We start from the raw sequence: 25309 nt of genomic DNA, 5'->3' as shown, positions 1-25309 counted from the left end.
CCGAACGCCCGGTGCACGAACGATCTGGGCCTGAGCGGGCAGGGCGCGCGGCGCCCGAAGCTGAGCATCCCATCCGATCCATCTTCTGGAGACCTTCCTTGACTGACGTCTCACCCGCGGCGGCCGTGACCTACCCCGCCGACGGCTTCACCCTGTTCCCCGACCGCTCCGTCGTCGCTCTGCGCGTCAACGGCGACCTCAAAGACCTCGCGACGGTCGTCACGGCCGCCGACGAGGTCGAGCCGGTCCTCGTCGATAGCCCCGACGGCCTGTCGATCCTGCGCCACTCGACCGCGCACGTCATGGCTCAGGCCGTGCAGCGCATCAAGCCGCAGTCCAACCTCGGCATCGGCCCGCCCATCGCCGACGGCTTCTACTTCGACTTCGGCAACGTCGACCCCTTCACTCCCGACGACCTCAAGGCCATCAAGAAGGAGATGGAGCGCATCGTCCGCGAGAACCAGCGGTTCGTGCGCCGCGTGGTCGACGAGGCCGAGGCGCGCGAGCTGATGGCCGACGAGCCGTTCAAGCTCGAGCTCATCTCGCTCGCCGGCGGTCCGGGCTCTGGTGCTGACGCAGCCGAGGGCGCGTCGGCCGAGATCGGCGCCGGCGAGCTCACGGTCTACGAGAACGTGAACCGCGACGGCGAGGTGGCCTGGCGCGACCTGTGCCGCGGTCCGCACGTTCCCGGTACCCGCTACGTGTCCAACGGCTGGGATCTCACCCGCGTGGCCGGTGCGTACTGGCGCGGCAGCGAGAAGAACCCGCAGCTGCAGCGCATCTACGGCACCGCGTGGCCCACGAAGGACGAGCTGCGCGCCTACCAGCAGCGTCTGGAAGAGGCGGCCAAGCGCGACCACCGCAAGCTCGGCAAGGAGCTCGACCTCTTCTCGTTCCCCGACGAGATCGGCCCCGGCCTCAGCGTGTTCCATCCCAAGGGCGGCATCATCCGCTACGAGATCGAGCGCTACATGCGCGAGCGTCTGCTCGCGAGCGGCTACGAGGTCGTCAACACCCCGCACATCACCAAGGGCGACCTGTTCATGACCAGCGGACACCTGCAGTGGTACGCCGACGGCATGTACCCGCCCATGGTGCTCGACGAGGTCGTGGATGCCGACGGCCACGTCAGCCGCGAGGGCCAGGAGTACTACCTGAAGCCCATGAACTGCCCGTTCCACAACCTGATCTTCCGCTCGCGCGGCCGCTCGTACCGCGAGCTGCCGCTGCGGCTGAGCGAGTTCGGGTCGGTGTACCGCTACGAGAAGAGCGGCACCCTCTCCGGCCTCACGCGCGTGCGGGGCATGACCCAGGACGACACCCACATCTACGTGACGGCCGACCAGGTTAAGGGCGAGCTCACCCACAGCCTCGACTTCGTGCTCCAGACGCTCCGCGACTACGGTCTCAACGACTTCTACCTGGAGCTGTCGACGAAGGAAGACGGCAACCCGAAGTTCATCGGGGCCGACGAGCTCTGGACCGAAGCGACCGAGACCCTGCGCGAGGTGGCCGAGGCATCCGGGCTCGAGCTCGTGCCCGACCCGGGCGGCGCCGCGTTCTACGGACCGAAGATCTCCGTGCAGGCGCGCGATGCGATCGGCCGCACCTGGCAGATGTCGACCATCCAGCTCGACTTCAACCAGCCCGAGCGCTTCGAGCTCGAGTACACCGGACCCGACGGCGAGAAGCACCGCCCGGTGATGATCCACCGCGCGCTCTTCGGCTCGGTCGAGCGGTTCTTCGCGATCCTCCTGGAGCACTACGCCGGCGCGTTCCCCGTGTGGCTCGCACCGGTGCAGGTCGTCGGCATCCCCGTCGCGGACGACTTCGCGCCGTACCTCGACGAGATCGTCGCGCGCCTGCGGGCCGCCGGCGTACGCGCCGAGGTGGATCACTCCGACGGCCGGATGCCGAAGAAGATCCGCACGCACACCACCCAGAAGGTGCCGCTGCAGCTGATCGCGGGGGAGCAGGACCGCTCCGCCGGCACGGTCTCGTTCCGCTTCCGCGACGGGTCGCAGACCAACGGCATCCCCGTCGACGAGGCGATCGACAAGATCGTCGCCGCGATCTCGGGCAAGCTGCTCGTGAACACCGCGGAGGACCTCGTATGAGAGGGTCCGGTCGTTGAGCGAGCCGGAGGCGACCCCCCGGTCGTCGAGCGAGCCGGAGGCGAGTCGAAACGCAGACGCCTCTCTCGAGCAGGCGAGCGCCTTCGCCGGCGTCCCCGACGGCTTCCAGCGGCTCTGGACGCCGCACCGCATGGCCTACATCAACACGGGCGCCGACGCCCTCCGCGGATCGGGGTGCCCGTTCTGCGCGGCGCCGCAGAAGTCGGATGCCGACGGCCTCATCGTGCACCGGGGCGTCACGTCGTACGTGCTGCTGAACCTGTTCCCCTACAACTCCGGCCACATGCTCGTGTGCCCGTACCGCCACATCGCGACGTACGACCAGGCGACGGCGGAGGAGGTCGCCGAGATCGGCGCGCTCACCCAGGTGGGCATGCGGGTGCTGCGCGAGGTCTCGCGCTGCGACGGCTTCAACATCGGGATGAACCAGGGTGCCGTCGCGGGTGCCGGTGTCGACGAGCACCTGCACCAGCACATCGTGCCGCGGTGGGCGTCCGATGCGAACTTCTTCCCGATCATCGCGCGCACGAAGGCCCTGCCCCAGTTGCTCGGCGAGGTGCGCGAAGCCGTCGCCTCAGCTTGGCCGCACGCGTGAGGACAGTGCCGTCGTGGTGAGCGTCGGAGGGCCTGACGACGGCGCCGAGCCCCTGGCCGTCGACGAGAGCCGGCTCCGGGCGCTGCCGGCATCCACTGTCGAGCTCAGCGGCGACATCACCGCGTTCGATGTCGCCCGCGCCGTCACCGAGACGCGGGAGCGGCAGGATCCGCTGTACTGGGTGGACCTCGAGGTCGCCGCGGGATGGGTGATCGTCGGGGACAACGGCCAGGGCGACGAATGGTGGCTCGGGCCGCGCGGCGACGTCTGGTTATTCGATCACGTCGACGGCGAGAGGGCCGTGTCGCGCTTCGCGCCGATGCACCTCTCGATCACGGAGTGGCTGATGGTGGGGCACGTGCTCGCGTCGTTCGAGGCGGCTGACGAGACGAGCGACACCGCTGTGGAGCGCACCCGCGCCGCACTGGAGGCGATCTCGCCCGAGCTCAGCGCACGCTGGCCGTACGACCTGTTCTGACGGGGTGGGGGCGTTTCGACTCGCTGCGCTCGCTCAACGACCGGGAACGCGGCGAGGCGCGTTTCGCTCGCTCAACGACCGGGAACGCGGGCGAGGCGCGTCTCGACTCGCTGCGCTCGCTCAACGACCGGGAGCGGGGGGAGTCCCGGTCGTTGAGCGAGGCGCGCAGCGCCGAGTCGAAACGCCGAACCTCAGCGCACCTGCGTGACGGGGAACTGCAGCCGCGGGTGGGCGTAGAACTCCTGCGCCTCCACGAGCTGGAGCTCGCGCGCACCGGCGTCGAACGTCGTCTGCAGCAGGTCGTACACGCTCGACACGGTCTTCGCGAGGGCATCCGCGGCATCACCGCTCGCCCGGTAGTGGGCCGTGAACAGCGCCGCCGTGACATCGCCCGACCCGTTCGCCTTCATCGGGATGCGCGGCGTCTGCACGATCCACGCGCCGTCGTCGGTCACGGCGAGCATCTCGATCGTGCCCTCCGGCGCGTCGGGGCGCTCGACCGAGGTCACGAGCACGGTGCGCGGACCCATCGCGCGCGCGGCGTCGGCCGACGCGAGGGTCGAGGCGAGGTCGCCCGGCTCGGTCTGCGTGAGGAAGCCGAGCTCGAACTGGTTGGGCGTGATGATGTCGGCCGCCGGCACGACGCGCTCGCGCAGCAGGATCGGGATGGCGGGGGCGACGAAGCATCCGCTCTTCGCATTGCCCATCACCGGATCGCACGCGTAGATCGCCTCCGGGTTCGCGGACTTCACGCGCGCGACCGCGTCGAGGATGACGTCGGCGATGCCCTCCCCGCCCTGGTAGCCGCTGAGCACGACGTCGATCTCCCCGAGGACGCCCCGCTCCTCGATCCCGGTGATGACGTCGCGGACGTCGTCGGGCGAGATGAGCGGTCCGCGCCAGGCTCCGTAGCCGGTGTGATTGGAGAAGTTCACCGTGTACACCGGCAGCACCTCGACGCCGATGCGCTGCAAGGGGAACACGGCGGCCGAGTTGCCGACGTGTCCGTACGCGACGGCGGACTGGATGGAGAGGATCTTCATCGGGCGATCATCCTGCTTTCGAAGTCGCGGCTGCGGCGGGGATCGCCGCGGCCAGGTCGGTGGCCAGACGCGCGAGATCGGCGTCGGACAGGTCGTGCACCGTGAGGCGCAGATGGCGGGCGGCGTGGGCGTTCTCGAGCACGAACTCGTCGCCCGGACGCGCCAGCCAGCCGCGGCGCATGAGCTGCTCGGATGCCGCGCGTGCCGGCACCGGCAGCGGCACCCAGAGGCTCAGCCCGTCACCGGCCGACACCGGCACGCCGTGCCCGGTCAGCGCCGCCGCGGCGGCGGCGTTGCGCGCCGCGTAGTGGGCGGATGCCGCGGCCACCGCGGCGACGGCCTCCGCGTCGGTGAGCTGCTCCAGAGCAAGCCGCTGCAGCAGATGACTGACCCACGTGGCGCCCGGGTTCAGACGCTCCGCGAGCCGATCGGCGGTGTCGGGGTCGGAGGCGACGACCGCGAGGCACATGTCGGGGCCCAGGAACTTCGAGACGGAGCGGATGAGCGCCCAGCGATGATGGCCGGGAGCGATCACCGAGTGGAACGGCCGCGAGGACAGCAGCGAGAAGTGGTCGTCCTCGATCACGAGCACGTACGGGTGGTCCGCGAGCAGGGCGCGGAGGGCCGCGGCGCGCTCGGCCGTCAGGCTGGCGCCGGTCGGGTTCTGGGCGCGCGGCGTGAGCAGCACGGCGCGCACCCCGGCATCCAGCGCGGCGCGGAGGCCGTCGACGGTCATGCCCTCGTCGTCGACCGGAACCGCGACCGGGCGGTAGCCACCGAGGCGGACGGTGTTCAGGCTCGCGAGGAAGCAGGGGTCTTCGAGGGCGACGGCGTCGTCGCGGGTGAGCGTCTGTGCGAGCAGGCGCTCGATCGCATCGGAGGCGCCGCCGGTGATCGTCAGGCGCAGGGCGCGGTCGTCACCGACGGCGTCGCGCATCCACGCCTCGGCCCAGGCGGCGAGATCGCGGTCGATGACGGGCTCTCCGTACAGCACCGGCCGGCCGGCGATGCGCCCGAGAGCCGGGCGGAGGTCGGGGATCAGCGCGGGGTCGGGGTTGCCCGCCGCGAGGTCGCGGAGCACGGTGCCCCGCGCGAAGCCCTCCTGCGCGACCGGGGTGCGTTCCGCGACGCGCGTGCCGGCGCGGCCGCGCGCTTCGAGCAGGCCCGCCTGGGTGAGGAGGCGGTAGGCGGCCACCACGGTGTTGCGGTTGACGCCGAGCTCATCGGCGAGCGCTCGCACCGGTGGCAGCGGCGCACCGGGGGAGAGGACGCCGCGCTCGACGTGCTGACGGACGCTGTCGGCGATCTCGGTGGCGGTGGCGCCGACGATGCGGACCTCGGTGGTCGATCCGCGGGGGCTGGTCACACCGTGAAGTCTATGTGACAGATCATGCTACGTTTTGGCCTAGGCCAATATCCGGCATCCGAACCCTCCCGAAGGAGCCCGCCGTGTCCACTCCCGTCACCGGATCGTCCCGCGTCAAGCGGGGACTCGCCGAGATGCTCAAGGGCGGCGTCATCATGGACGTCGTCACCCCCGATCAGGCGAAGATCGCCGAGGATGCCGGGGCCGTCGCTGTCATGGCACTCGAGCGCGTGCCCGCCGACATCCGCGCCCAGGGCGGCGTGTCGCGGATGAGCGACCCCGACATGATCGACGGCATCATCGAGGCGGTCTCGATCCCGGTCATGGCGAAGGCCCGCATCGGCCACTTCGTGGAGGCGCAGGTTCTCCAGGAGCTCGGCGTCGACTACATCGACGAGTCCGAGGTGCTCTCTCCCGCCGACTACGTCAACCACATCGACAAGTGGGACTTCTCCGTCCCCTTCGTCTGCGGCGCCACCAACCTCGGCGAGGCCCTCCGGCGCATCACCGAGGGTGCGGCGATGATCCGCTCCAAGGGCGAAGCCGGCACCGGCGACGTCTCCGAGGCGATGAAGCACATCCGCAAGATCCGCGGCGAGATCGCCGCGCTCGGGGCGCTGTCGCGCGACGAGCTCTACGTCGCCGCCAAGGAGCTGCAGGCCCCCTACGATCTGGTCGCCGAGATCGCGGAGACCGGGACGCTCCCTGTGGTCCTGTTCGTCGCCGGCGGCGTCGCCACACCCGCGGATGCCGCGATGATGATGCAGCTGGGCGCCGACGGCGTGTTCGTCGGCTCGGGCATCTTCAAGAGCGGTAACCCGGCCGCCCGGGCCGCCGCGATCGTGAAGGCGACCACCTTCTTCGACGACGCGGCCGTCATCGCCGACGTGTCCCGGGGCCTGGGCGAGGCGATGGTCGGCATCAACGTCTCCGACCTCCCGGCGCCGCACCGCCTCGCCGAGCGCGGATGGTGACGACGGGGATGCCGCGAGTCGGCGTCCTCGCCCTCCAGGGAGACGTCCGCGAGCACGTCCGGAGCCTCGAGACGCTGGGAGCGGAGGTGGTCGCGGTGCGCCGGCCGGCCGAGCTGGCCGCCGTCTCCGGTCTGGTCATCCCGGGCGGCGAGTCCAGCGTGATCGACAAGCTGGCGCGCACCTTCGGCCTGCAGCAGCCGATCCGCGCCGCGATCGCGGAGGGGATGCCGGTGTACGGCACGTGCGCGGGGCTCATCCTGCTGGCGGATCGCATCACCGACGGCATCCGTGGACAGGAGACCTTCGGCGGACTCGACGTCACCGTGCAGCGCAACGCGTTCGGGTCGCAGGTCGACTCCTTCGAGACGGAGCTCGCGGTCGCGGGATTCGATGAGCCGGTCTCGGCCACCTTCATCCGCGCACCGCGGGTGGTGGAGACCGGACCCGACGTCGAGGTGCTGGCCTCCCTGCCGGACGGGGCGGTCGTCGCCGTGCGCCAGGGGGCACTGCTCGGCACCGCCTTCCATCCCGAGATGTCGGGGGAGACGCGCTTCCACGCACTGTTGCTCGACCTCGTCGCCGCCCGCGCGCGCTGAGCGGATGCTGCGACCCGCAGAGGCGGCTGCGTAGGATCGCACCATGGCACGACGCGCATCGCGGATGATCGGAAGCGCGGTGGCGGGTGCGGCCTCGGTCGTCCTCCTCGCGGGATGCGCGGCCCCCGAGAACCCGGCGGACGCGGCCGCGCGCGACGCGGTCGCGTGGCTCGTCGGGGAGATCTCACCCCGGCAGGCATCCGACATCGACGGATGGGCGCGGCTGGCCACGGAGGCCACCGGCGACCGGAGCACGATCACCCTCATCGGCATCACGCCGCAGACCGCGCAGGAGCCGATCGACCCGCTCGGCACGCTGTCCTTCCGCGTCGAGATGACCGCACGCAGCACCGATATGTGGTCCGCCGACACCGTGTCGAGCACGTCGTGCTACGCCGTCGACTTCACGAGGTACGGCGCCGTCGCTCACGAGCGGCCGTGGGGCGCTCCCAGCCCGGTCCGCACGATCGACTGCCCCGACGGAGCGGCGGCCGTGACGGCGCCACCCGACACCTCTCCGGTGTTCGTGGTCCCCGAGGAGGCGGCCGACGCGATCCTCGCGGTGGTCGGCGACGCTTCTGCGACGGCCTCGACGAGCGAGCTGGAGAGCGCGATCCTGGCCCGACTCACCCCGCCCACCGGCCCCTACGAGCACCTCGCCCCGCTCGAGGTCGTGCGGACCGCCGACGGCGCGCTCGGAGCCTCGATGGGCACCGAGAGCAGATGCGTGCTCGTGCGCCGCGTGGATGGCGTGACCGAGCGGGTGTACGCGCCGCGCGTGTACCTGCAGCCGGGCGAGCTCGGCTGCCGCGGAACGACCGCGCTCAGCGACCTGCGCCCGCCCCACTGACCGTCCTCGAGCGTGTGGTGTCGGTGCGGCGGGCTAACGTGGCGGCATGACGACCTGGGTGGCGCTGCTTCGCGGCGTGAACGTCAACGGCATCACGATCCGCAGCGCGGACCTGGCCGCGCTGCTGCGCCGGCTCGGATTCGACGACGTGAAGACGGTGCTCGCCAGCGGCAACGCCCGCTTCTCGACCGACGTGGACGTCACGGGACGGGCCGACCTCAAGGCGCGGATCGAGGCGGCTCTGCTGGAGCAGTTCGACTACGACGCGTGGATCGTGCTCATCACGCTCGACGAGCTGGAAGCCGCGACGACCACGTACCCGTTCGACGCCGACGACGAGACCCGACAGCCCTACGTCGTCTTCTGCAGCGAACTGGCGGTGCGCGACGCGCTGGTGGATGCCGCGGCATCCCTCGACCCTGCAGAAGACCCCACACAGCCCGGATTCGGCGTCGTCTACTGGAGCCCCGAGAAGGGACGCACGCTGGACACGCCGTTCGGCAGGCTGCTCGGCCGGTCCGAGTACAAGCCCACGACCACGACGCGCAACCTGCGCACACTCGTCAAGATCCTGCGCTGAGAAGCAGCGGTGTCGCCTGAGTAAACTGGAGATCATGTCCGGACACTCCAAATGGGCCACGACCAAGCACAAGAAGGCGGTCATCGACTCCCGCCGCGCCAAGTCGTGGGCGAAGCTCATCAAGAACATCGAAGTCGCCGCCAAGCTCGGCGGCCCGGACCTCCAGGGCAACCCGACCCTCTTCGATGCGGTCCTGAAAGCCAAGAAGACGTCCGTTCCGAAGGACAACATCGACCGCGCGATCAAGCGCGGCGCCGGCATCGGCGGCGAGTCGGTCGAGTACTCCTCGATCATGTACGAGGGCTACGGCCCGAACGGCGTCGCGCTGATGATCGAGTGTCTGACCGACAACAAGAACCGCGCCGCCGCGGAGGTGCGCACCGCGCTCAGCCGCAACGGCGGCACGCTCGCCGACCCCGGCTCGGTCGCCTACAACTTCACCCGCAAGGGCGTCATCGTGGTCTCCGAGGAGGGCACGAGCGAGGACGACGTGATGCTCGCGGCCCTCGAGGCCGGCGCCGAGGAGATCGAGCCGCACGCTCAGGGCTTCGAGGTCATCACCGAGGCCTCCGACCTCGTGGCGGTGCGCTCCGCGCTGACGGATGCCGGCATCGAGTACGAGTCGGCCGACGTGGAGTTCGTGCCGAACCTCAAGGTCGAGATCGACGCGGAGACCGCGCGCAAGATCTTCCGCCTGATCGACGCCCTCGAGGACAGCGACGACGTGCAGAACGTCTTCAGCAACTTCGACCTCAGCGCCGAGGTGCAGGCCGAGCTCGAGAACGACGAGTAGACCGCGTTTCGACTCGCTCCGCTCGCTCAACGACCGGGGGGCGGCTCGCTCAACGACCGCGTTTCGACTCGCTGCGCTCGCTCAACGACCGGGGGGCTATTCGCTGCGCTCGCTCAACGACCGGGGGCGGCGGCTCGCTCAACGACCGCGTTTCGACTCGCTCCGCTCGCTCAACGACCGGGGGGCGGCTCGCTCAACGACCGGGGGGCGATTCGCTCCGCTCGCTCAACGACCGGGGGGAGCGGGAGAACCGGTCGTTGAGCGAGCGGCGAAGCCGCGAGTCGAAACGCCGTCCGCAGCCATCGGCGCTTAGCGTGGGGGAGTGGCATCCGCTCTCCGCATCCTCGGCATCGACCCCGGCCTGACCCGCTGCGGCGTCGGCGTGGTCGACGTGCGGGCCGACCGGTCCGCGACCCTCGTCCACGTCGGGGTGGTGCGCTCGGGCGCGGATCTGCCGGTGTCGGAGCGGCTCGCGCTCATCGCGGCGGGGCTGCGCGAGGTGCTCGCGGCGCACCGACCCGACGTCGTCGCCGTGGAGCGCGTGTTCGCGCAGCAGAACCGCAGCACGGTCATGGGCACGGCGCAGGCCAGCGGCATCGCGCTGCTGCTCGCGGCCGAGCACGGACTTCCCGCCGCGACGCACACGCCCTCGGAGGTGAAGGCGGCCATCACCGGCTACGGCTCGGCCGACAAGCTCCAGGTGCAGACCATGGTGGCCCGCGTGCTGCGCCTCGACGCACTGCCCCAGCCCGCCGATGCCGCCGATGCGCTCGCGATCGCCCTCTGCCACGGATGGCGGCGGGGGACGCCGGTCGCGGGCGGCACGGGCGAAACCCTCACGCCCGCCCAGCGCGCATGGGCGGAGGCCGAACGCGCGAGCCGACGCTGAGGCGGCCGGGGCGCGTGTCGATCGAACAAATCTGCGAACCGGTGTCTAGGGTGGTGGCATGATCTCCTCGCTGCGCGGCCGCGTGCTGCACCTCGACTCGGAGTCGGCGATCCTCGAGGTCGGCGGCGTCGGCTTCAGCGTCGCCGTGCCCGCCCAGGTCGCCCGCGCCCTCCACATCGGCGACGACGCGATGCTGCACACCGCGCTCATCGTCCGCGAGGATGCGCTCTCCCTCTTCGGCTTCGCCGAGCGGCAGGAGCTGACGGTGTTCCAGCATCTGCTCAGCGTGTCCGGCGTGGGTCCGAAGTCGGCTCTGGGCGTGCTGTCCTCCCTGAGCGTGGCGCAGATCGCCGACGCCGTGGCCGCCGAGGACGACGCTCCCTTCCGCCGCGTGTCGGGCATCGGCCCCAAGACCGCGAAGCTCATCGTGGTGCAGCTCGCCGGCAAGCTGCCGGCGGGGGTCGGCGCGACGGCGACGCCCGCGGCATCCGCGGGCAACGACATCGCCGGCCAGGTGGTCGCCGCCCTCACCGCACTGGGCTGGAACGAGCGCACCAGCGTCGAGGCCGTCGCGATCGTGGTGGATGCCGCGGGCGACGCCGATCGTCGATCCGTGCCCTCGCTGCTCAAGCTCGCGCTGGCGCAGCTGGGGCCGGCCCGTCCGGAGCGTGCCGGTGTCTGACCCGCGCGATCCGAGCCTCGCCGAGGACGAGACCGAGCTCGCGGTCGAGGGGGCGCTGCGACCGGGGTCGCTCGCCGAGTTCGTCGGCCAGCAGAAGGTGCGCGGACAGCTCCAGCTGCTGCTCGATGCCGCGCGCATCCAGCAGCGTCCTCCGGATCACATCCTCCTGTCCGGCCCGCCCGGGCTCGGCAAGACGACCCTCGCGATGATCGTCGCCCACGAGAGCAGCCGACCGCTGCGCCTGTCGAGCGGACCGGCGATCCAGCACGCCGGCGACCTGGCCGCGCTGCTGTCGAGCCTGGTGCCGGGGGAGGTGCTCTTCATCGACGAGATCCACCGGATGGCGCGCTCCGCGGAAGAGATGCTGTACCTGGCGATGGAGGACTTCCGCATCGACATCATGGTCGGCAAGGGCGCCGGCGCCACCAGCATCCCGCTGGACCTCGCGCCGTTCACGCTCGTGGGCGCGACGACGCGATCGGGCCTTCTGCCCAACCCCCTGCGCGACCGGTTCGGGTTCACGGCGCACCTGGAGTACTACGAGCCGAACGAGCTCGAGCAGGTCGTCTCGCGATCGGCCGCCGTCCTCGGCGTCGATCTGCCGCGGTCGGCACGTGCGGAGATCGCCCGCCGCTCCCGCGGCACACCCCGCATCGCGAACCGACTGCTGCGCCGCGTGCGCGACTACGTGATCGTGCACGGCACGCCGGACCGGACCGCATCCGACGCGCACGTGGCCGCGGCGCTGGAGCTGTACGACGTCGACGCGATCGGCCTCGACCGGCTCGATCGCGCGGTGCTGGATGCCGTGGTCCGCCGTTTCCGCGGGGGTCCGGTCGGCCTGAGCACCCTCGCGGTCACGGTGGGAGAGGAGGCGGAGACGATCGAGTCGGTCGTCGAGCCCTACCTCGTGCGCATCGGCTTCCTGGGGCGCACACCGCGTGGGCGCGTCGCGACGCCCGAGGCCTACGCGCATCTACGCGTCGCACAGCCCGGCGAGGCGCTGAGATTCGATGACCTATAATCACTGAAGGCTTTCTGCCGCCTTCTTCGCGTCGATCGGCGCGCTCCCGAAAGGTGTGTCCGCATGGATTGGATTCTGCTCGTCGCGATGGCGGCGCTGCTCGGCTTCATGTTCTGGAGCTCGCGGCGTCGTGCCACCCGCATGAAGGCGGAGCAGGAGGCCAAGGCCCGCGCGATGGTCCCCGGCGTCAAGGTGCTCCTCCAGGGCGGCCTCTACGGCACGCTCGTGGCGTACGACGGGGAAGACCTGTCCAAGCCCGCGTTCGTCGAGCTCGCCCCCGGCATGGAGGTCGAGGTCCACAGCCAGGCCATCCTGCGCGTCGTGGACGAAGAGGAGGGGACCGTCACCGAGGACGAGTTCATCGAGGCGGAGTCCGACCAGGCCGAGTACGCCGCGGATGTCGCCGACGGCGAGATCACCTCGGTGAGCGACGACCGCGCCGCGAGCAAGGTCGAGACCTCGACCGAGGCCTCCGACGCGGGCGACGCGAAGCCCCAGGCCTGATCCAGACGCGCATCGCTCCCGAAGAAAGCTGACCCTCCGTGGCCACACCCACCCCGGTGCGCCGTGCCTGGCGCGCACTGACCGGTCTCCTCGTCATCACAGCCCTGCTGTTCGGCGTGAACGCGCTCGGCGTCTACGTCTTCGGTAAGAGCTCCTGGACGCCCGAGCTCGCCCTCGACCTGCAGGGCGGCACGCAGATCATCCTCGAGGCGAAGACGCCCGACGGTGCGACGCCGTCGACCGACCAGATGAACCAGGCCGCCGCGATCATCCGCCAGCGCGTCGACGCGTCCGGCGTGGGCGAGGCCGACATCACGACCCAGGCCGGCAACCAGATCGTCGTGCAGATCCCCGGCCAGGCCGATGAGGAGACGCGCAAGCGCATCGAGTCCTCGGCGCAGATGCAGCTGCGCGCGGTGCTGGCCACGACCGCCGCGAGCACGTCCTACGTCGGCGAAGACGGCAACTCCACGCCGTATCCCACGCCCGACCCGGGCCTGGCCTCGACGCCGACGGCGTCGCCCACCGACGGGAGCGATCTGAACTGGATCACCCCCGCGCTGCAGGCGAAGTTCCTGGCGTACGACTGCGCCGCCGCCGACAACGACCCCGCCAACAGCCCCGCCGGTGAGCCGCTGATCGCCTGTGACCCCACCGGCACCGCGAAGTACCTCCTCGGTCCCGTCGAGCTCGACGGATCGGCGATCACCGACGCGACCAGCGGCATGAACACGCAGAACGGCCAGTGGGTCGTCAACATCGTGTTCGACGAGCAGGGCACCAAGACCTTCGGCGAGGTGAGCCAGCGCCTCTACGCGTTCACGCAGGCCGGCAAGAGCCCGCAGAACCAGTTCGCCTTCGTGCTCGACGGCGCGGTCATCTCCGCTCCGTCGATGAACGGCGTCATCCTCGACGGCAAGCCGCAGATCAGCGGCTCGTTCAACCAGGAGAGCGCCAAGACGCTCGCGGATCAGCTCAAGTACGGCGCCCTGCCGCTCAGCTTCGGCATCGTCAGCGACAACGCGATCTCCGCGACGCTCGGCTCGCAGCAGCTGCAGATCGGCCTCATCGCGGGTCTGATCGGACTCGCTCTCGTCGCCCTGTACTCGCTGATCGTCTACCGCGCCCTCGGCTTCGTGATCATCGCGTCGCTCGGCGTGATGGGCGTGCTGACCTACATCACCCTGTGCATCCTCGCGTGGCGGATGGGCTTCCGCCTGTCGCTCGCCGGTGTCGCGGGCCTGATCGTCACGATCGGGTTCACGGCGGACTCCTTCATCGTGTACTTCGAGCGCATCCGCGACGAGCTGCGCGACGGCAAGTCGATCACGGGCGCCGTCGAGGACGGGTGGGGTCGCGCCAAGCGCACGATCTACATCTCGAAGTCGATCAACATCCTCGCCGCCGTCGTGCTCTACATCCTCGCCGATGCGACGGTGAAGGGCTTCGCGTTCACCCTCGGCCTCACGACGCTGATCGACATCCTGATCTTCATCCTCTTCACGCACCCCGTGCTCCAGCTGCTGGCGCGCACGCGCTTCTTCGGCGGGGGTCACCCCCTGTCGGGCCTGGACCCCGAAGCACTCGGCGCCGTCTACCGGGGCCGCGCGCAGTTCCGTGCGCCGGTGTCGGAGGGCGCGAAGGGTGCCGCAGCCCGGCGCGCCGCACGCTCGCGCGGAGAGGCGGAGCGCCGACAGACGATCGCCGAACGCAAGCAGGCGGAACTGGCGGCCAAGAACGGAACCAGACCGAGCTCGACGACGGAGGGAGACGACTGATGCGCTCCATGAACGAGTTCGGAAACGACCTCTACACCGGCAAGACCTCCTTCCCCTTCGTGGGACGCCGTCGCCTGTGGTTCATCATCGCCGCGGTGCTGGTCATCGGCGCGGCCCTCGTCCCGCTGTTCCGCCCCATCCAGTTCTCGATCGAGTTCACCGGCGGATCGCAGTTCACCGTCAACCAGGTCGCGAGCCCCGACCAGACCGCCGCGACCGCCGCCGTGCAGTCCGTCGTCCCGGGGGCGACCACCAAGGTCACGACGATCGGCTCGGACGCGCTCCGCATCCAGACCGACCAGATGACCAACACCCAGACACAGGCCGTCACGACCGCGCTCGCGCAGGAGTTCGGCGTGCAGGAGTCGGACGTCAGCTCGTCGTTCATCGGACCCAGCTGGGGTCAGGACGTCACGCGCCAGTCGCTGTGGGGTCTCGCGATCTTCCTCGCGCTGACCTTCGTCATCCTCGCGATCTACTTCCGGACGTGGAAGATGTCCGTCGCGGCCATCATCGGCCTCGTCGACGTCCTCGTGATCACGGTCGGCGTCTACGCGCTGTTCGGGTTCGAGATCTCGCCGGCCGCCGTCATCGGCTTCCTGACGATCCTGTCCTACTCGCTGTACGACACCACCGTCGTCTTCGACAAGGTGCGGGAGAACACGCGCGAGGACGGCGAGAAGTCGGGGCGGACGTTCGGCGAATCGGTCAACCTGGCCGTCAACCAGACGCTGATCCGCTCGATCAACACGACCGTCGTCGCGGCCCTGCCCACCGGCGCGATCCTGTTCATCGGTGCGCTCTGGCTGGGTGCGCAGACGCTGACCGACATCTCGCTGTCGATCTTCGTCGGAACGATCGTCGCGGCCTACTCGACGCTCTTCGTCGCCGCCCCCCTGTACTCGCTGCTGCGCGAGAACGAGACGGAGCTGAAGGCGCGCGACACCCGGGTGCTCGCGGCACGCGAACGCGCACGCGTCGAGGCGTGAACGCGGCGCCGTGGGCCCGGGCGTAGGATTGACGGATCATTCAAGGCGGAGGTGAGCGGATGGCCGAGACGGTTCCCACGTCCAACAGTGCCGGAAACGTCGCGCCACCGCCCAGCTCCTCCCTGCGCCGCCTCGTGCCGCGCATCTTCTCCCGCGCGCCGTCGCGGAACGGCCTCGAGCAGCTGATCCGCACGGTGCGCACGCACCACCCCAAGGGCGATGTCGCCATCATCGAGCGCGCCTACGAGGTGGCCGCCCGGGCGCACGCGGCGCAGAAGCGTCAGAGCGGCGAGCCCTACATCACGCATCCGCTCGCGGTCGCGCAGATCCTCGCCGACCTGGGCCTCGGTCCCCGCGCGATTGCCGCGGCCCTCCTGCACGACACCGTCGAAGACACCGACTACCGCCTCGACGAGCTGGCCGCGGAGTTCGGCGACGAGGTCGCGATGCTCGTCGACGGCGTCACCAAGCTCGACAAGGTCAAGTACGGGGATGCCGCGCAGGCCGAGACCGTCCGCAAGATGATCGTCGCGATGTCCAAGGACATCCGGGTGCTGATCATCAAGCTCGCCGACCGCCTGCACAACGCACGGACCTGGGGCTTCGTCCCGCCGGAGAAGGCGGCGAAGAAGGCGACCGAGACGCTCGAGATCTACGCCCCGCTGGCGCATCGCCTCGGCATCCAGGCCGTCAAGAGCGAGCTCGAAGACCTCTCGTTCGCCGTGCTGCACCCGAAGCTCTACGCCGAGATCGACAGCCTCGTGAAGCAGCGCACGCCGCAGCGCGAGGAGTACATGCACAAGGTGATCGAGGCGGTCGAGGCGGACCTCCGCGATCTGCGCATCCGCGGTCGCGTGATGGGGCGGCCCAAGCAGCTGTACTCCGTCTACCAGAAGATGGTGGTGCGCGGCCGCGAGTTCGACGACATCTACGACCTCATCGGCATCCGCGTGCTCGTGAACACCGTGCGCGACTGCTACGCGGTGCTGGGCTCGATCCACGCGCGGTGGACACCGATCCCCGGCCGGTTCAAGGACTACATCGCGACCCCGAAGTTCAACCTCTACCAGTCGCTGCACACGACGGTGATCGGTCCCGGCGGACGCACCGTCGAGATCCAGATCCGCACCAACGAGATGCACCAGCAGGCCGAGTACGGGGTGGCGGCGCATTGGAAGTACAAGGAGCGGATGGCCGGCGGCAAGTCCGAGGCCAAGTCGGTCGACACCGACATGGCGTGGATCGCCCACATCTCCGACTGGCAGGCCGAGACGGCCGATCCGGGCGAGTTCCTCGACTCGCTGCGCTTCGAGATCGGGGCGAAAGAGGTCTACGTCTTCACGCCCAAGGGACGCGTGATCGGTCTTCCCGCCGGCGGCACGCCGGTCGACTTCGCGTATGCCGTGCACACCGAGGTCGGCCATCGGACGATGGGCGCCAAGGTCAACGGGCGCCTCGTTCCCCTCGAGTCCGAACTGCACTCGGGTGACGTCGTCGAGGTGTTCACCTCGAAGAACCCGGATGCCGGCCCGAGCCAGGACTGGCTGGGGTTCGTCAAGAGCACCCGGGCCCGCAACAAGATCCGCGGGTGGTTCACGAAGGAACGCCGAGAGGAAGCCGTCGAGCAGGGCAAGGACGCCATCGCCCGCGCGATGCGACGGCAGAACCTGCCGCTGCAGCGGCTGATGAACCAGGACTCGTTCACCGAGGTCGCCCATCAGCTCCGCTACGAGGACGTCACCGCGCTCTACGCCGCCGTCGGCGAAGGACACGTGTCCACCCAGTCGGTGCTCGAGAAGGTCACGGCGCTCGTCAGCTCGCAGGAGGACACCTCCACCGGGCCGATCGAGATCCCGCACATCGGGCGCTCGAAGGCTCCGCGCGGGGGAGACTCCGGCGTGCTGGTGCGCGGGGCGCCCGACATCCTCGTCAAGCTCGCGAAATGCTGCACGCCCGTCCCCGGAGACCAGATCGTCGGGTTCGTCACGCGCGGCAGCGGCGTGTCGGTGCATCGCGCGGACTGCACGAACGTGCGCTCGCTCAAGGACGACCCCGACCGGATGATCGACGTCTCGTGGGCCCCGACGACCAAGAGCGTCTTCCTCGTGCACATCCAGGTCGAGGCCCTCGACCGTTCCGGGCTGCTGAGCGACATCACGCGTGTTCTCAGCGAGCACCACGTGAACATCCTGTCCGCCTCCGTGCAGACCACGAACGATCGCCTGGCGCTGAGCCGGTACGTCTTCGAGATGGGCGACATCGTGCACCTGGATCGCGTGCTGAACGCGGTGCGCCGCATCGACGCCGTCTACGACGTCTACCGCGTCACCTCCTCCTGAGCCCGGACCTCCTGCGCCCGCGCGCGGAGGTAGACGATCGCCGCGCGCTTGTGATGCAGTGGCGGCCCCTCTGCCACCGCATCCGCCGTCGACCGGGCGATGCCGGGGCGCCACGCCACGAGGGCGTCGACGGCGCCCTGCGTGGCGATGCCGCCGCAGAGATCGCGGACCAGGTCGCCGAGGGTCTTCTCCGGTGTGGTCACCGCGACGCCCGAGATGACCTCGACGTCCTCCGGCCGGAGCGCGACATCGCGGTACACGAGCCGCACGTCGAGCACCGACGGGATGCGGCGCGCCGTTACGCGCTGCACCCGCTGGCGCACCGGGGGCTCGGCGAGGGCGCCGTGCACCCAGGCCGCCGACTCGTGCGTCAACGCCAGCGCGGCCGACAGCCACGGCCGCGCCGATCCGGCGCGAAGTTCCCGGGTCTCGACGGCGTCGGCGGGCATGTACGCCTCGCCGACCTCGACGACATGACCGTCGAGACGCGCGGCCGACAGCTCGGTTCGTGACAGACGGTCGCCGGGGAAGTAGAGGAACGGCCAGGGCATGACGGCAGTCTCACGCCCCCGGCGTGCGCGCAGGCACGACAGGCACCGAACTGTGGACAATCGCGAGCGACGCCCCCGCCGGGGAGGAAGCCGCAGAGGCGGGGAGCAGGGGCAGGGGAGCCGGCGGAGAGACCGCCGGCTCCGGATGTCAGCCGCCGAGCGCCTTGAGCCAGCCCTTGCGCGCCTCGAGCGCTTCGGTGGCCTTGGCGATGGCCCCGGCGTTCTTGGACGCCTTCGCCTTCTCGAGATCGGCCTCGAGACCCGCGATCGCGTCGCGCAGCTGCTGCGTCATGTCGTTCTGACGCGCCTTCGTCTCGGGGTTGTTCGACTTCCAGTCGGCGTCCTCGCGCGCCTTGAGGCCCTGCTCGATCTTGCGGAGGTCGTCGTCGAGGCCCCGCTCGGCCTCGCGGGGGAACACGCGTCCGATCTCGTCCCAGCGGCGCTGGATGCCCGTCAGGAGCGTGCGGGCCTTCACCAGGTCCTTCTCCTGCGGAACCGCGGCCGCCTCGGCGAGCAGCTCGCGCTTGGCGTCGATCTTCTCGCGCGAGGCTTCGGCGTCGGCCTGCTCGCGGTCGCTGCGCGCGGCGTAGAGGGCGTCGCCGGCCGCCTTGAAGCGGGCCCACAGGGCGTCGTCCGCCTTCTTGCCCGCGCGGCCCGCGCTCTTCCACTCGTCCAGCAGCGTGCGGTACGCGCCGATGCCGTCCTCGCCCTTGCTGGCGAGGGCCTCGGCCCGCTCGACGAGCCGCGCCTTGGCGTCGCGCGCGGAGCGGTGCTGCTCGTCCATGCCGGCGTAGAACTCACGACGGTGCTTGTCGAGAACCGCACGCGCGTCGCGGAATCGCTTCCACAGCTGCTGGCCCGTGCTCTTGGGAAGGCGCGGCCCGGTGGCCTGGTGCGCCTGCCACTGCGCGAAGAGCTCGCCCACCTCGGCGGTCGTCTGCTTCCACTGGATCGACTTCGGATCGCGGGCGGCGATGGCCTCGATGCGCTCGACGAGAGCGGTCCGCTCGGCGATCGCGGCATCCACCGCTTCGCGCTGGGCCTGGGCCTCCTCCGCGGACGCCTCGCTGAGCGCGGCATCCAGGGCGGAGAGGCGCTCTTCCAGCGCCGCGAGGTCGCCCACCGCGGCCGCGCCGGTCACACGCTCGCGAACGGTCGCGAGGGTGGCCCGCAGATCGGATGCCGAGGCGCCGCCGTTGCGGTGGCGCACCTCGAGCAGGGTGACCTCGCCGGCGAGGTCGACGTACTTGCGCTCGAAGTAGGCCAGCGCCTCCGCGGGCGTGCCGTCCGGGTACTGGCCCACGACGCGCCACTCATCGCCCTCGCGCACCGAGACGGTGCCGTCGTCGTCGACGCGGCCGAACGTGTCGGGCACCGCCGACGGCAGGGGTGCGACGGCCGCCCGACGCGCCGGCGGGCGCGGCACGGGAACGGCTCGCGGCGTCGGCACGGGAGCCGCGGCGGGCGCAGGGTCGGCGGCGGGTTCTTCGACGGGAGCCGACTCCACCGGCGCCTCGTCGGAGGGCGCCTCGTCGACGGGCGCGGGCGCGGTCGGAGCGTCGGCGTCCACGCCGTCGTCGGCGAGCACGGGTTCCTCGACGGCGGCCTGCTCTGCGGGCTCGTGGTCGGGCTGGGAAGGGGAGACGTCAGTCACGGATAGCACCTCGTCGCGGCGCACGCCGCATGGGGGTTCGGTCGGCTTACAGCCTATATGCGCGACCCCGTCGTCCGTGGTGGGCGCACGCACCCGCCGGACCCGAGGCCGGACGCGTCAGGGAGTGGGGGTCGGCGTCGGGATCTGCGACGACCCGGGCAGCTCGATCGAGGTCGGCGCGGGGGTGCCGGTGTCGGTGGGAACCGGCGTCGGGGCGCCCGGTCCCGTCGTGTAGTAGGCGACCTGGCCGCCGACGACCGCGAGGATCAGCAGACCGCCGGCGACTCCGGCGATGAGGTTGTCGCGACGGCGACGCGCGATCAGGCCCTCATGGAACTCCTGGCGCGCACGGTAGGCCCGCGCCCGCTCCTTCTCGACGCGCGATTGTTTCTTCCCTGTCGCCGCAGCCACCCGGACCTCCCTCGTTCCCCGCGATCCGGGGGCGCACAAACACTACGCGAAGACTACGTGTCGTCCGTTCCCGCCCACAAACGGCGCCGTCGCGTCCCCGTCGGCGCCCCCGGCGTCGAGGGGCGCGGATAGCCTGGGTGCGTGGCATCGGCATCCGCTCTCTTCCAGGGTCAGACCCCGTTGGCCGTCCGGATGCGCCCCACGTCGCTCGACGAGGTCGCCGGGCAGGCGCACCTGCTGCGCCCGGGGTCGCCGCTGGTCGCGCTCGCGGATCCGTCCGGCGCGGCCAAGACCGCCGTCTCGGTGATCCTCTGGGGACCGCCGGGCACGGGCAAGACCACGCTCGCACAGGCCATCGCGCGCACCTCGGGGCGCCGCTTCGTCGAGCTGTCGGCGGTGACAGCGGGCGTGAAGGACGTGCGCGAGGTCATGCAGGAGGCCATGACCCAGCGCGACCTCTACGGGATCTCGACGATCCTGTTCCTCGACGAGATCCACCGATTCACCAAGGCGCAGCAGGACGCGCTGCTTCCCGGCGTCGAGAACGGCTGGGTCATCCTCATCGCGGCCACGACCGAGAACCCGTCGTTCTCGGTCATCTCGCCGCTGCTGTCGCGCTCACTGCTGCTGACGCTGCAGCCGCTGACCGACGACGATCTGGGCCTGCTCCTGGACCGCGCCGTCGACGACGCGCGCGGGCTCGCCGGCCGCGTCCGGCTCGACGCGGAGGCGCGGACGGCGCTCATCCAGCTCGCGTCGGGCGACGCCCGCCGGGCGCTGACGTCGCTGGAGGCGGCGGCCGCGATGGTCGCCGACGGCGACGAGACGGCAGACGAGTCCGAGGTCGAGGCGCCGACCGTCACCGCCGCTCAGGTCGCCCAGGCCGTCGATCGCGCCCTGCTGCGCTACGACCGGCAGGGCGACGAGCACTACGACGTCATCAGCGCGTTCATCAAGTCCATCCGCGGATCCGACGTGGATGCCGCGATGCACTACCTCGCGCGCATGATCGAGGCCGGTGAGGACCCGCGCTTCATCGCGCGGCGCCTGGTGATCTCGGCATCCGAGGACATCGGGCTCGCCGACCCTCAGGCGCTCGTCATCGCCGTCGCGGCCGCCGACGCCGTGGCGTTCATCGGCATGCCCGAGGGCAGGATCCCGCTCGCGGAGGCGACCGCCTACCTCGCGACGACGGCGAAGTCGAATGCCGCGTACACGGCGATCGACAAGGCGATCGCCGACGTCCGCGCGGGCGGCTTCGGCCGCGTCCCCACCCACCTTCGCGATGCCCACTACCCGGGCGCCAAGCGCCTCGGCCACGGCAAGGGGTACGTCTATCCGCACGACCTCGAGGTCGGTGTGGCGACGCAGCAGTACCTGCCCGACGAGCTCCGCGGCCGTCACTACTACGAGCCGACGGGACGCGGGCTCGAGCGCGACATCGCGGCCCGCGTCGAGAAGATCAGGAAGATCCTCGGCGACTGACGCGGCCGCCCCGGTGCGAGGATCGGATGATGGACGACGACAGCGCAGCAACCCCCTGGGTCCGCCTCGGCCAGGAGACCGTCTACGACGGCTACACCACGGTGCGCCGTGACACCTACCGTCTTCCCGACGGCTCCGTCTCGGACTGGGACGTCCTCGTGCAGGGCGACACGGTCGCGGTGATCGCGGTGACGGACGCGGGCCGTGCGCTGCTGTTCGAGCAGTTCCGCGTCGGCCCGCGCATGCCCGTGCGGGAGCTTCCGGGCGGCCTCATCGATCCCGGTGAGGACCCGGTCACCGCAGCGGCGCGGGAGCTGCGGGAGGAGACCGGCCACCGCGCGGCGGCCCTGTTCCACGCCGGCTCGGAGTGGTCGGGCGCCAACTCGACGCGGCGCAAGCACGTCGTGATCGCCGCCGGATGCCGCCGCGTCGGCGAACCGCGATGGGAGACGGGCGAGACGGGCACCGTCCTCACCGTCACCCTCGACGCCCTCATCGCCCACCTGTTGTCGGGAGACCTGAGCGACGCGGGGGAGGCGGTGCGGGGCCTGCAGGTCTTCCTGCGATCCGACCTCGACGATCCGACCCTCCGCGACCTGCAGGGCGTCGTCGGCTCGGCGTGCACGGGGCGCGACGGCGCCGCGGTCGGTGCGGCGACGGCGACGGCGACGGCGACGGCGGCGGATCCGGCGGCAGCGGAGGACGACCTCGACCGCTTCTGGGAGCACGTCGACCTCGAGCGACCGGAGCGGGCCCGCGCCGAGCTGGCCGCGATCCTGGCCGCTCGCGGGCAGGACGACGCCCGCGCGAGCTACGAACGCGCCTCTCTGCACGATTCCCTCGGAGAGGAGCGGGAGGCGATCCCGCTCTATCGCGACGCCCTCGGACGGGGACTGGCGACCCCGCACCGCACACGCGCGGTCATCCAGCTGGCCAGCTCCCTGCGAAACGTCGGCGAGTCCTCGGCCGCCATCGCCCTCCTGCAGGGCGTCGCCGACGACGACCCCCTCATCGACGCCGCCCGCGCCTTCCTCTCGCTCGCGCTGTTCTCCGACGAGAAGCCGGCGCGCGCGCTGACCACCGCCCTCACCACCCTCGCTCCGCGACTGCCGCGCTATCAGCGCGCGGTCCGCGCGTATGCGGCAGAGCTGAGCGCACCCGATCGCGTCCGCGCCATCGCCGTCGGGCTCGTCGTGCACGACGGTCGCGTGCTGCTGGAGTCGTACCCCGCGAACGACCGGCACGGCGAGTTCCTCCGGGCGCCGGGCGGCGGAATCGCCTTCGGCGAGCCGGCCGCGGTGGCACTCGCCCGCGAGTTCGCGGAGGAGCTCGACGCCGTGCTCGACGACGTCGAGGCGCTCGGCGTCACCGAGAACATCTTCGATGGCCCCGCCGGACGCGGCCACGAGATCGTGCACGTCTTCCGGGTGCGCTCGCGCACGCTCAGCGCCCTCCCCGTCGACGGGCGGATCGCGGTCCGCGACAGCCACACGAGCGTCGGCTGGTACGACATCGCCGCCGCCGCGCGGGACATGACACGGCCCGTCTACCCCGTCGGCATCCTCGACCTGCTCGGCTGACCCGCGCGCCCCGGCGCGCGGGCGATGTGCCAGGCTGGCGGGGTGTCGGCTCTGCTTCTCGGTGTCCTGGCGGTCGCGCTGCTCAACGTCTACGCCGCCGTGCTCGTCGTGCTGCGAGCCCGCGTGTACGCCGTGCGGCTGTACCGGCCGATGCTCGTGAACATCGGCCTGTCCTTCCTGCCGGTGCTGTTGGCGATCGTCTTCGGGGTCGGCTTCCTGCTGCTGACACCCGTGTTCGGCCGCGCGGCGCAGGTGGTCGACGGCGGCGGCACGGTCGCGATCTGGGTCTACCTCGTCATCGCGACCGCCGTCTGGCTGCTGTTCTTCCCGAACTCGGTCTACCTCATCACGGAGCTGAACTTCAGCCACCGCGCGCGGGCGACTCCCGTCCCGCTTTGGTACGACATCGTCCAGACGCTGGCGCTGACGCTGTCGGGCATCGCGAACGCCGTCCTCAGCCTGGCGGTCGTCCAGACGATGGTCGTCCTGCTGCTCGATCCGGCGGACCGGCGCATTCCCGGCGGGAGCTGGGTGTTCGCCGGGGTCGTGATCGTGCTCGGCGCCGTCGGGGTCTACCTCGGCCGCTACCTGCGGTTCAACAGCTGGGACGTGCGCCATCCCACCTCGATGATCCGCAAGCTCGCCGGGCACCTCCGCCTGCGCGGGAAGGCGCTGGAGGCCTTCGGTTTCGTCCTGACGCACGCGCTGCTGATCGCGCTCCTGTACGTGCCGCTGTTCGCGCTGGGCTGGTCCGCGCTCAGCGGGGGAGCGCTCTGATAGGCTTGAGGGGCTCGAAACCGGTTTTCGGGCATCCCCTCTCTTCTTGACCGACCTTCCGGCATGCCCCGGCGTGCAGTCCGGACAGGGCGAGGAGAGGCGATACGTCCGCGAGGCGCGACAGTCGCGTCCGCGTAACGAAAGGAACACTTCGTGGCTACGAAGTCCCAGGACCGCCGCAAGGTGCGTCTGTCGCGTGCCCTCGGCATCGCGCTGACCCCCAAGGCAGCCAAGTACCTCGAGAAGCGCCCGTACGCCCCCGGCGAGCACGGCCGCACCAAGCGCAAGCAGGACAGCGACTTCGCCGTCCGTCTGCGCGAGAAGCAGCGTCTGCGCGAGCAGTACGGCATCCGCGAGAAGCAGATGCGCAACACGTTCAACGAGGCCCGCCGCAAGGACGGCCTGACCGGTGAGAACCTGGTCGAGCTGCTCGAGATGCGCCTCGACGCCCTCGTGCTGCGTGCCGGCTTCGCCCGCACCACCGCGCAGGCCCGTCAGCTCGTCGTGCACCGCCACATCCTCGTGGACGGCCAGCTCGTCGACCGCCCGTCGTTCCGTGTGAAGCCGGGTCAGCTCATCCACGTCAAGCCGAAGAGCGAGTCGCTGGAGCCCTTCCAGGTCGCCGCGCTCGGTGGCCACGCCGAGGTCCTGCCCCCCGTTCCGGGCTACCTCGAGGTCGAGCTCGACAAGCTCCAGGCGCGTCTCGTGCGTCGCCCCAAGCGCGCCGAGGTCCCCGTGACCGGTGACGTGCAGCTCGTCGTCGAGTACTACGCCGCGCGCTGAGCCGTTTCGACTCGCGGCATCCGCTCAGCGATCGGATGCCGCCCGAAGGGCGTCGGGGTTCCCCCGGCGCCCTTCGTCGTCCCCGCGCCCATCCGGATCACCCGTGCACCTAACATGGAACCCATGAAGAGCGTGCTGTGGTTCGTCGTCGGACTCGCGGGGGGCTTCGTCGCCGCCCACCTGGTGAACAAGGATCCGCGCGGCCACGAGGTGCTCGCGGAGGTCGATGCCCGCATCACCGAGTTCACCGATCGCATCGGCGAGGCCTATCGCGCCCAGGAGGCGAAGATCGACGGCATCGCCGAGAACGTCAAGGATGCCGCAGCCCACGCCGTGGAGGCCGCGAAGGATGCCGCCTCCAGCGCCGTCGACGCCGCGGCCGACGCCGTCAAGAACGCCGACTGACCCACCCCGCATCGTCCCCGTCCGGGACCGCCCGATCCCGCACGCCCG

General features: G+C 70.8%; 25 protein-coding genes. 20 read left to right on the top strand and 5 right to left on the bottom strand.

The annotated features are described in order from the left end of the window. The first annotated feature begins 98 nt into the window (after positions 1–98). The 3 genes from thrS to MHO01S_RS01735 are packed head-to-tail and all read left to right on the top strand — an operon-like array spanning position 99 to position 3208. Positions 99–2117 carry a threonine--tRNA ligase gene (thrS, locus tag MHO01S_RS01745; protein ID WP_060959576.1) on the top strand — a complete coding sequence of 673 codons (2019 nt, stop codon included), beginning with the start codon at positions 99–101 and terminating at the stop codon, positions 2115–2117. A gap of 13 nt (positions 2118–2130) precedes the next feature. After that, the gene (locus MHO01S_RS01740) at positions 2131–2730 is read left to right on the top strand and encodes an HIT family protein (RefSeq protein ID WP_060959577.1); all 600 of its coding nucleotides are present in this window, start codon (positions 2131–2133) and stop codon (positions 2728–2730) included. A 13-nt stretch (positions 2731–2743) separates the two neighbouring features. Next, positions 2744–3208 (top strand): SMI1/KNR4 family protein, encoded by a 465-nt coding sequence (locus MHO01S_RS01735; protein ID WP_231735083.1) that lies wholly within the window; start codon positions 2744–2746, stop codon positions 3206–3208. 191 nt (positions 3209–3399) lie between these two features. On the opposite strand, the gene pdxY is transcribed toward MHO01S_RS01735, so the two are convergent. Then, positions 3400–4251: a pyridoxal kinase PdxY gene (pdxY, locus tag MHO01S_RS01730; protein ID WP_060959578.1), complete on the bottom strand. Its 852-nt coding sequence runs from the start codon at positions 4249–4251 to the stop codon at positions 3400–3402. A 7-nt stretch (positions 4252–4258) separates the two neighbouring features. Continuing rightward, on the bottom strand, positions 4259–5617 hold the full coding sequence (locus MHO01S_RS01725; RefSeq protein WP_061781755.1) for an aminotransferase class I/II-fold pyridoxal phosphate-dependent enzyme: 1359 nt from the start codon (positions 5615–5617) through the stop codon (positions 4259–4261). Positions 5618–5700: 83 nt separating this feature from the next. Between MHO01S_RS01725 and pdxS the strand changes: the two genes are divergently transcribed. From pdxS to MHO01S_RS01665, 12 genes are all read left to right on the top strand, one after another. Then, the gene (pdxS, locus tag MHO01S_RS01720) at positions 5701–6591 is read left to right on the top strand and encodes a pyridoxal 5'-phosphate synthase lyase subunit PdxS (protein WP_060959580.1); all 891 of its coding nucleotides are present in this window, start codon (positions 5701–5703) and stop codon (positions 6589–6591) included. Beyond that, positions 6585–7187: a pyridoxal 5'-phosphate synthase glutaminase subunit PdxT gene (gene pdxT / locus MHO01S_RS01715; protein ID WP_060959581.1), complete on the top strand. Its 603-nt coding sequence runs from the start codon at positions 6585–6587 to the stop codon at positions 7185–7187. Before pdxS ends, pdxT begins: the two co-directional genes overlap by 7 nt. 43 nt (positions 7188–7230) lie before the next feature. Further along, complete coding sequence (locus MHO01S_RS01710; RefSeq protein WP_060959582.1) at positions 7231–8037, top strand: hypothetical protein; 807 nt, start codon at positions 7231–7233, stop codon at positions 8035–8037. A gap of 46 nt (positions 8038–8083) precedes the next feature. Next, a complete protein-coding gene (locus tag MHO01S_RS01705; RefSeq protein ID WP_060959583.1) occupies positions 8084–8617 on the top strand; it encodes a DUF1697 domain-containing protein in 534 nt (177 codons plus the stop codon). 34 nt (positions 8618–8651) lie between these two features. Continuing rightward, complete coding sequence (locus MHO01S_RS01700; RefSeq protein WP_060959584.1) at positions 8652–9410, top strand: YebC/PmpR family DNA-binding transcriptional regulator; 759 nt, start codon at positions 8652–8654, stop codon at positions 9408–9410. A 322-nt stretch (positions 9411–9732) separates the two neighbouring features. Continuing rightward, positions 9733–10299 (top strand): crossover junction endodeoxyribonuclease RuvC, encoded by a 567-nt coding sequence (ruvC, locus tag MHO01S_RS01695; RefSeq protein ID WP_060959585.1) that lies wholly within the window; start codon positions 9733–9735, stop codon positions 10297–10299. 58 nt (positions 10300–10357) lie between these two features. Beyond that, on the top strand, positions 10358–10981 hold the full coding sequence (gene ruvA / locus MHO01S_RS01690) for a Holliday junction branch migration protein RuvA (protein WP_061781754.1): 624 nt from the start codon (positions 10358–10360) through the stop codon (positions 10979–10981). Continuing rightward, positions 10974–12005 (top strand): Holliday junction branch migration DNA helicase RuvB, encoded by a 1032-nt coding sequence (ruvB, locus tag MHO01S_RS01685; protein WP_060959599.1) that lies wholly within the window; start codon positions 10974–10976, stop codon positions 12003–12005. Before ruvA ends, ruvB begins: the two co-directional genes overlap by 8 nt. Positions 12006–12068: 63 nt before the next feature. Beyond that, positions 12069–12509 (top strand): preprotein translocase subunit YajC, encoded by a 441-nt coding sequence (locus tag MHO01S_RS01680; protein WP_060959587.1) that lies wholly within the window; start codon positions 12069–12071, stop codon positions 12507–12509. Between the two features lie 38 nt (positions 12510–12547). Further along, positions 12548–14287, top strand: a complete 1740-nt coding sequence (gene secD / locus MHO01S_RS01675) for a protein translocase subunit SecD (RefSeq protein WP_060959588.1) — start codon at positions 12548–12550, stop codon at positions 14285–14287. Then, the gene (secF, locus tag MHO01S_RS01670) at positions 14287–15276 is read left to right on the top strand and encodes a protein translocase subunit SecF (RefSeq protein WP_060959589.1); all 990 of its coding nucleotides are present in this window, start codon (positions 14287–14289) and stop codon (positions 15274–15276) included. The genes secD and secF overlap by 1 nt, the downstream gene beginning before the upstream one ends. A 59-nt stretch (positions 15277–15335) precedes the next feature. After that, positions 15336–17615 (top strand): RelA/SpoT family protein, encoded by a 2280-nt coding sequence (locus tag MHO01S_RS01665; RefSeq protein ID WP_060959590.1) that lies wholly within the window; start codon positions 15336–15338, stop codon positions 17613–17615. Here MHO01S_RS01665 and MHO01S_RS01660 read toward each other — a convergent pair. From MHO01S_RS01660 to MHO01S_RS01650, 3 genes are all read right to left on the bottom strand, one after another. Continuing rightward, complete coding sequence (locus tag MHO01S_RS01660; RefSeq protein WP_060959591.1) at positions 17594–18166, bottom strand: type IV toxin-antitoxin system AbiEi family antitoxin; 573 nt, start codon at positions 18164–18166, stop codon at positions 17594–17596. The two genes, MHO01S_RS01665 and MHO01S_RS01660, sit on opposite strands and share 22 nt — an antisense overlap. 148 nt (positions 18167–18314) lie before the next feature. After that, a complete protein-coding gene (locus MHO01S_RS01655) occupies positions 18315–19820 on the bottom strand; it encodes a DUF349 domain-containing protein (RefSeq protein ID WP_082808020.1) in 1506 nt (501 codons plus the stop codon). 117 nt (positions 19821–19937) lie between these two features. Continuing rightward, positions 19938–20231 (bottom strand): hypothetical protein, encoded by a 294-nt coding sequence (locus MHO01S_RS01650; protein ID WP_060959592.1) that lies wholly within the window; start codon positions 20229–20231, stop codon positions 19938–19940. A gap of 192 nt (positions 20232–20423) precedes the next feature. Between MHO01S_RS01650 and MHO01S_RS01645 the strand changes: the two genes are divergently transcribed. The 5 genes from MHO01S_RS01645 (at position 20424) to MHO01S_RS01625 (ending at position 25261) form a co-directional block, all read left to right on the top strand. Further along, positions 20424–21716 carry a replication-associated recombination protein A gene (locus MHO01S_RS01645; RefSeq protein ID WP_061781829.1) on the top strand — a complete coding sequence of 431 codons (1293 nt, stop codon included), beginning with the start codon at positions 20424–20426 and terminating at the stop codon, positions 21714–21716. A gap of 29 nt (positions 21717–21745) precedes the next feature. After that, a complete protein-coding gene (locus MHO01S_RS01640) occupies positions 21746–23296 on the top strand; it encodes a tetratricopeptide repeat protein (RefSeq protein ID WP_061781753.1) in 1551 nt (516 codons plus the stop codon). A 42-nt stretch (positions 23297–23338) separates the two neighbouring features. Beyond that, positions 23339–24073, top strand: a complete 735-nt coding sequence (locus MHO01S_RS01635; protein ID WP_060959593.1) for a DUF1361 domain-containing protein — start codon at positions 23339–23341, stop codon at positions 24071–24073. A 153-nt stretch (positions 24074–24226) separates the two neighbouring features. Continuing rightward, a complete protein-coding gene (gene rpsD / locus MHO01S_RS01630) occupies positions 24227–24856 on the top strand; it encodes a 30S ribosomal protein S4 (RefSeq protein ID WP_060959594.1) in 630 nt (209 codons plus the stop codon). A 123-nt stretch (positions 24857–24979) separates the two neighbouring features. Continuing rightward, positions 24980–25261, top strand: a complete 282-nt coding sequence (locus tag MHO01S_RS01625; RefSeq protein ID WP_231735085.1) for an ATPase — start codon at positions 24980–24982, stop codon at positions 25259–25261. Positions 25262–25309: the final 48 nt, after the last annotated feature.

The sequence above is a fragment of the Microbacterium hominis NBRC 15708 genome (assembly GCF_001592125.1).
Classification (GTDB): domain Bacteria; phylum Actinomycetota; class Actinomycetes; order Actinomycetales; family Microbacteriaceae; genus Microbacterium; species Microbacterium hominis.
Note: the sequence above shows the minus strand (reverse complement) of the source record. Positions and strands in the feature narration are given on the sequence as shown.

Bases quoted from the DNA above. Each gene is read 5' to 3' on its own strand.
- MHO01S_RS01660 (WP_060959591.1), bottom strand. From the start codon at position 18,166: ATGCCCTGGCCGTTCCTCTACTTCCCCGGCGACCGTCTGTCACGAACC.
- MHO01S_RS01665 (WP_060959590.1), top strand. From the start codon at position 15,336: ATGGCCGAGACGGTTCCCACGTCCAACAGTGCCGGAAACGTCGCGCCA.
- MHO01S_RS01710 (WP_060959582.1), top strand. From the start codon at position 7,231: ATGGCACGACGCGCATCGCGGATGATCGGAAGCGCGGTGGCGGGTGCG.
- MHO01S_RS01700 (WP_060959584.1), top strand. From the start codon at position 8,652: ATGTCCGGACACTCCAAATGGGCCACGACCAAGCACAAGAAGGCGGTC.
- MHO01S_RS01625 (WP_231735085.1), top strand. From the start codon at position 24,980: ATGAAGAGCGTGCTGTGGTTCGTCGTCGGACTCGCGGGGGGCTTCGTC.
- ruvA (WP_061781754.1), top strand. From the start codon at position 10,358: ATGATCTCCTCGCTGCGCGGCCGCGTGCTGCACCTCGACTCGGAGTCG.
- pdxT (WP_060959581.1), top strand. From the start codon at position 6,585: ATGGTGACGACGGGGATGCCGCGAGTCGGCGTCCTCGCCCTCCAGGGA.
- MHO01S_RS01645 (WP_061781829.1), top strand. From the start codon at position 20,424: ATGCGCCCCACGTCGCTCGACGAGGTCGCCGGGCAGGCGCACCTGCTG.
- secF (WP_060959589.1), top strand. From the start codon at position 14,287: ATGCGCTCCATGAACGAGTTCGGAAACGACCTCTACACCGGCAAGACC.
- MHO01S_RS01705 (WP_060959583.1), top strand. From the start codon at position 8,084: ATGACGACCTGGGTGGCGCTGCTTCGCGGCGTGAACGTCAACGGCATC.
- pdxY (WP_060959578.1), bottom strand. From the start codon at position 4,251: ATGAAGATCCTCTCCATCCAGTCCGCCGTCGCGTACGGACACGTCGGC.
- MHO01S_RS01680 (WP_060959587.1), top strand. From the start codon at position 12,069: ATGGATTGGATTCTGCTCGTCGCGATGGCGGCGCTGCTCGGCTTCATG.
- MHO01S_RS01640 (WP_061781753.1), top strand. From the start codon at position 21,746: ATGGACGACGACAGCGCAGCAACCCCCTGGGTCCGCCTCGGCCAGGAG.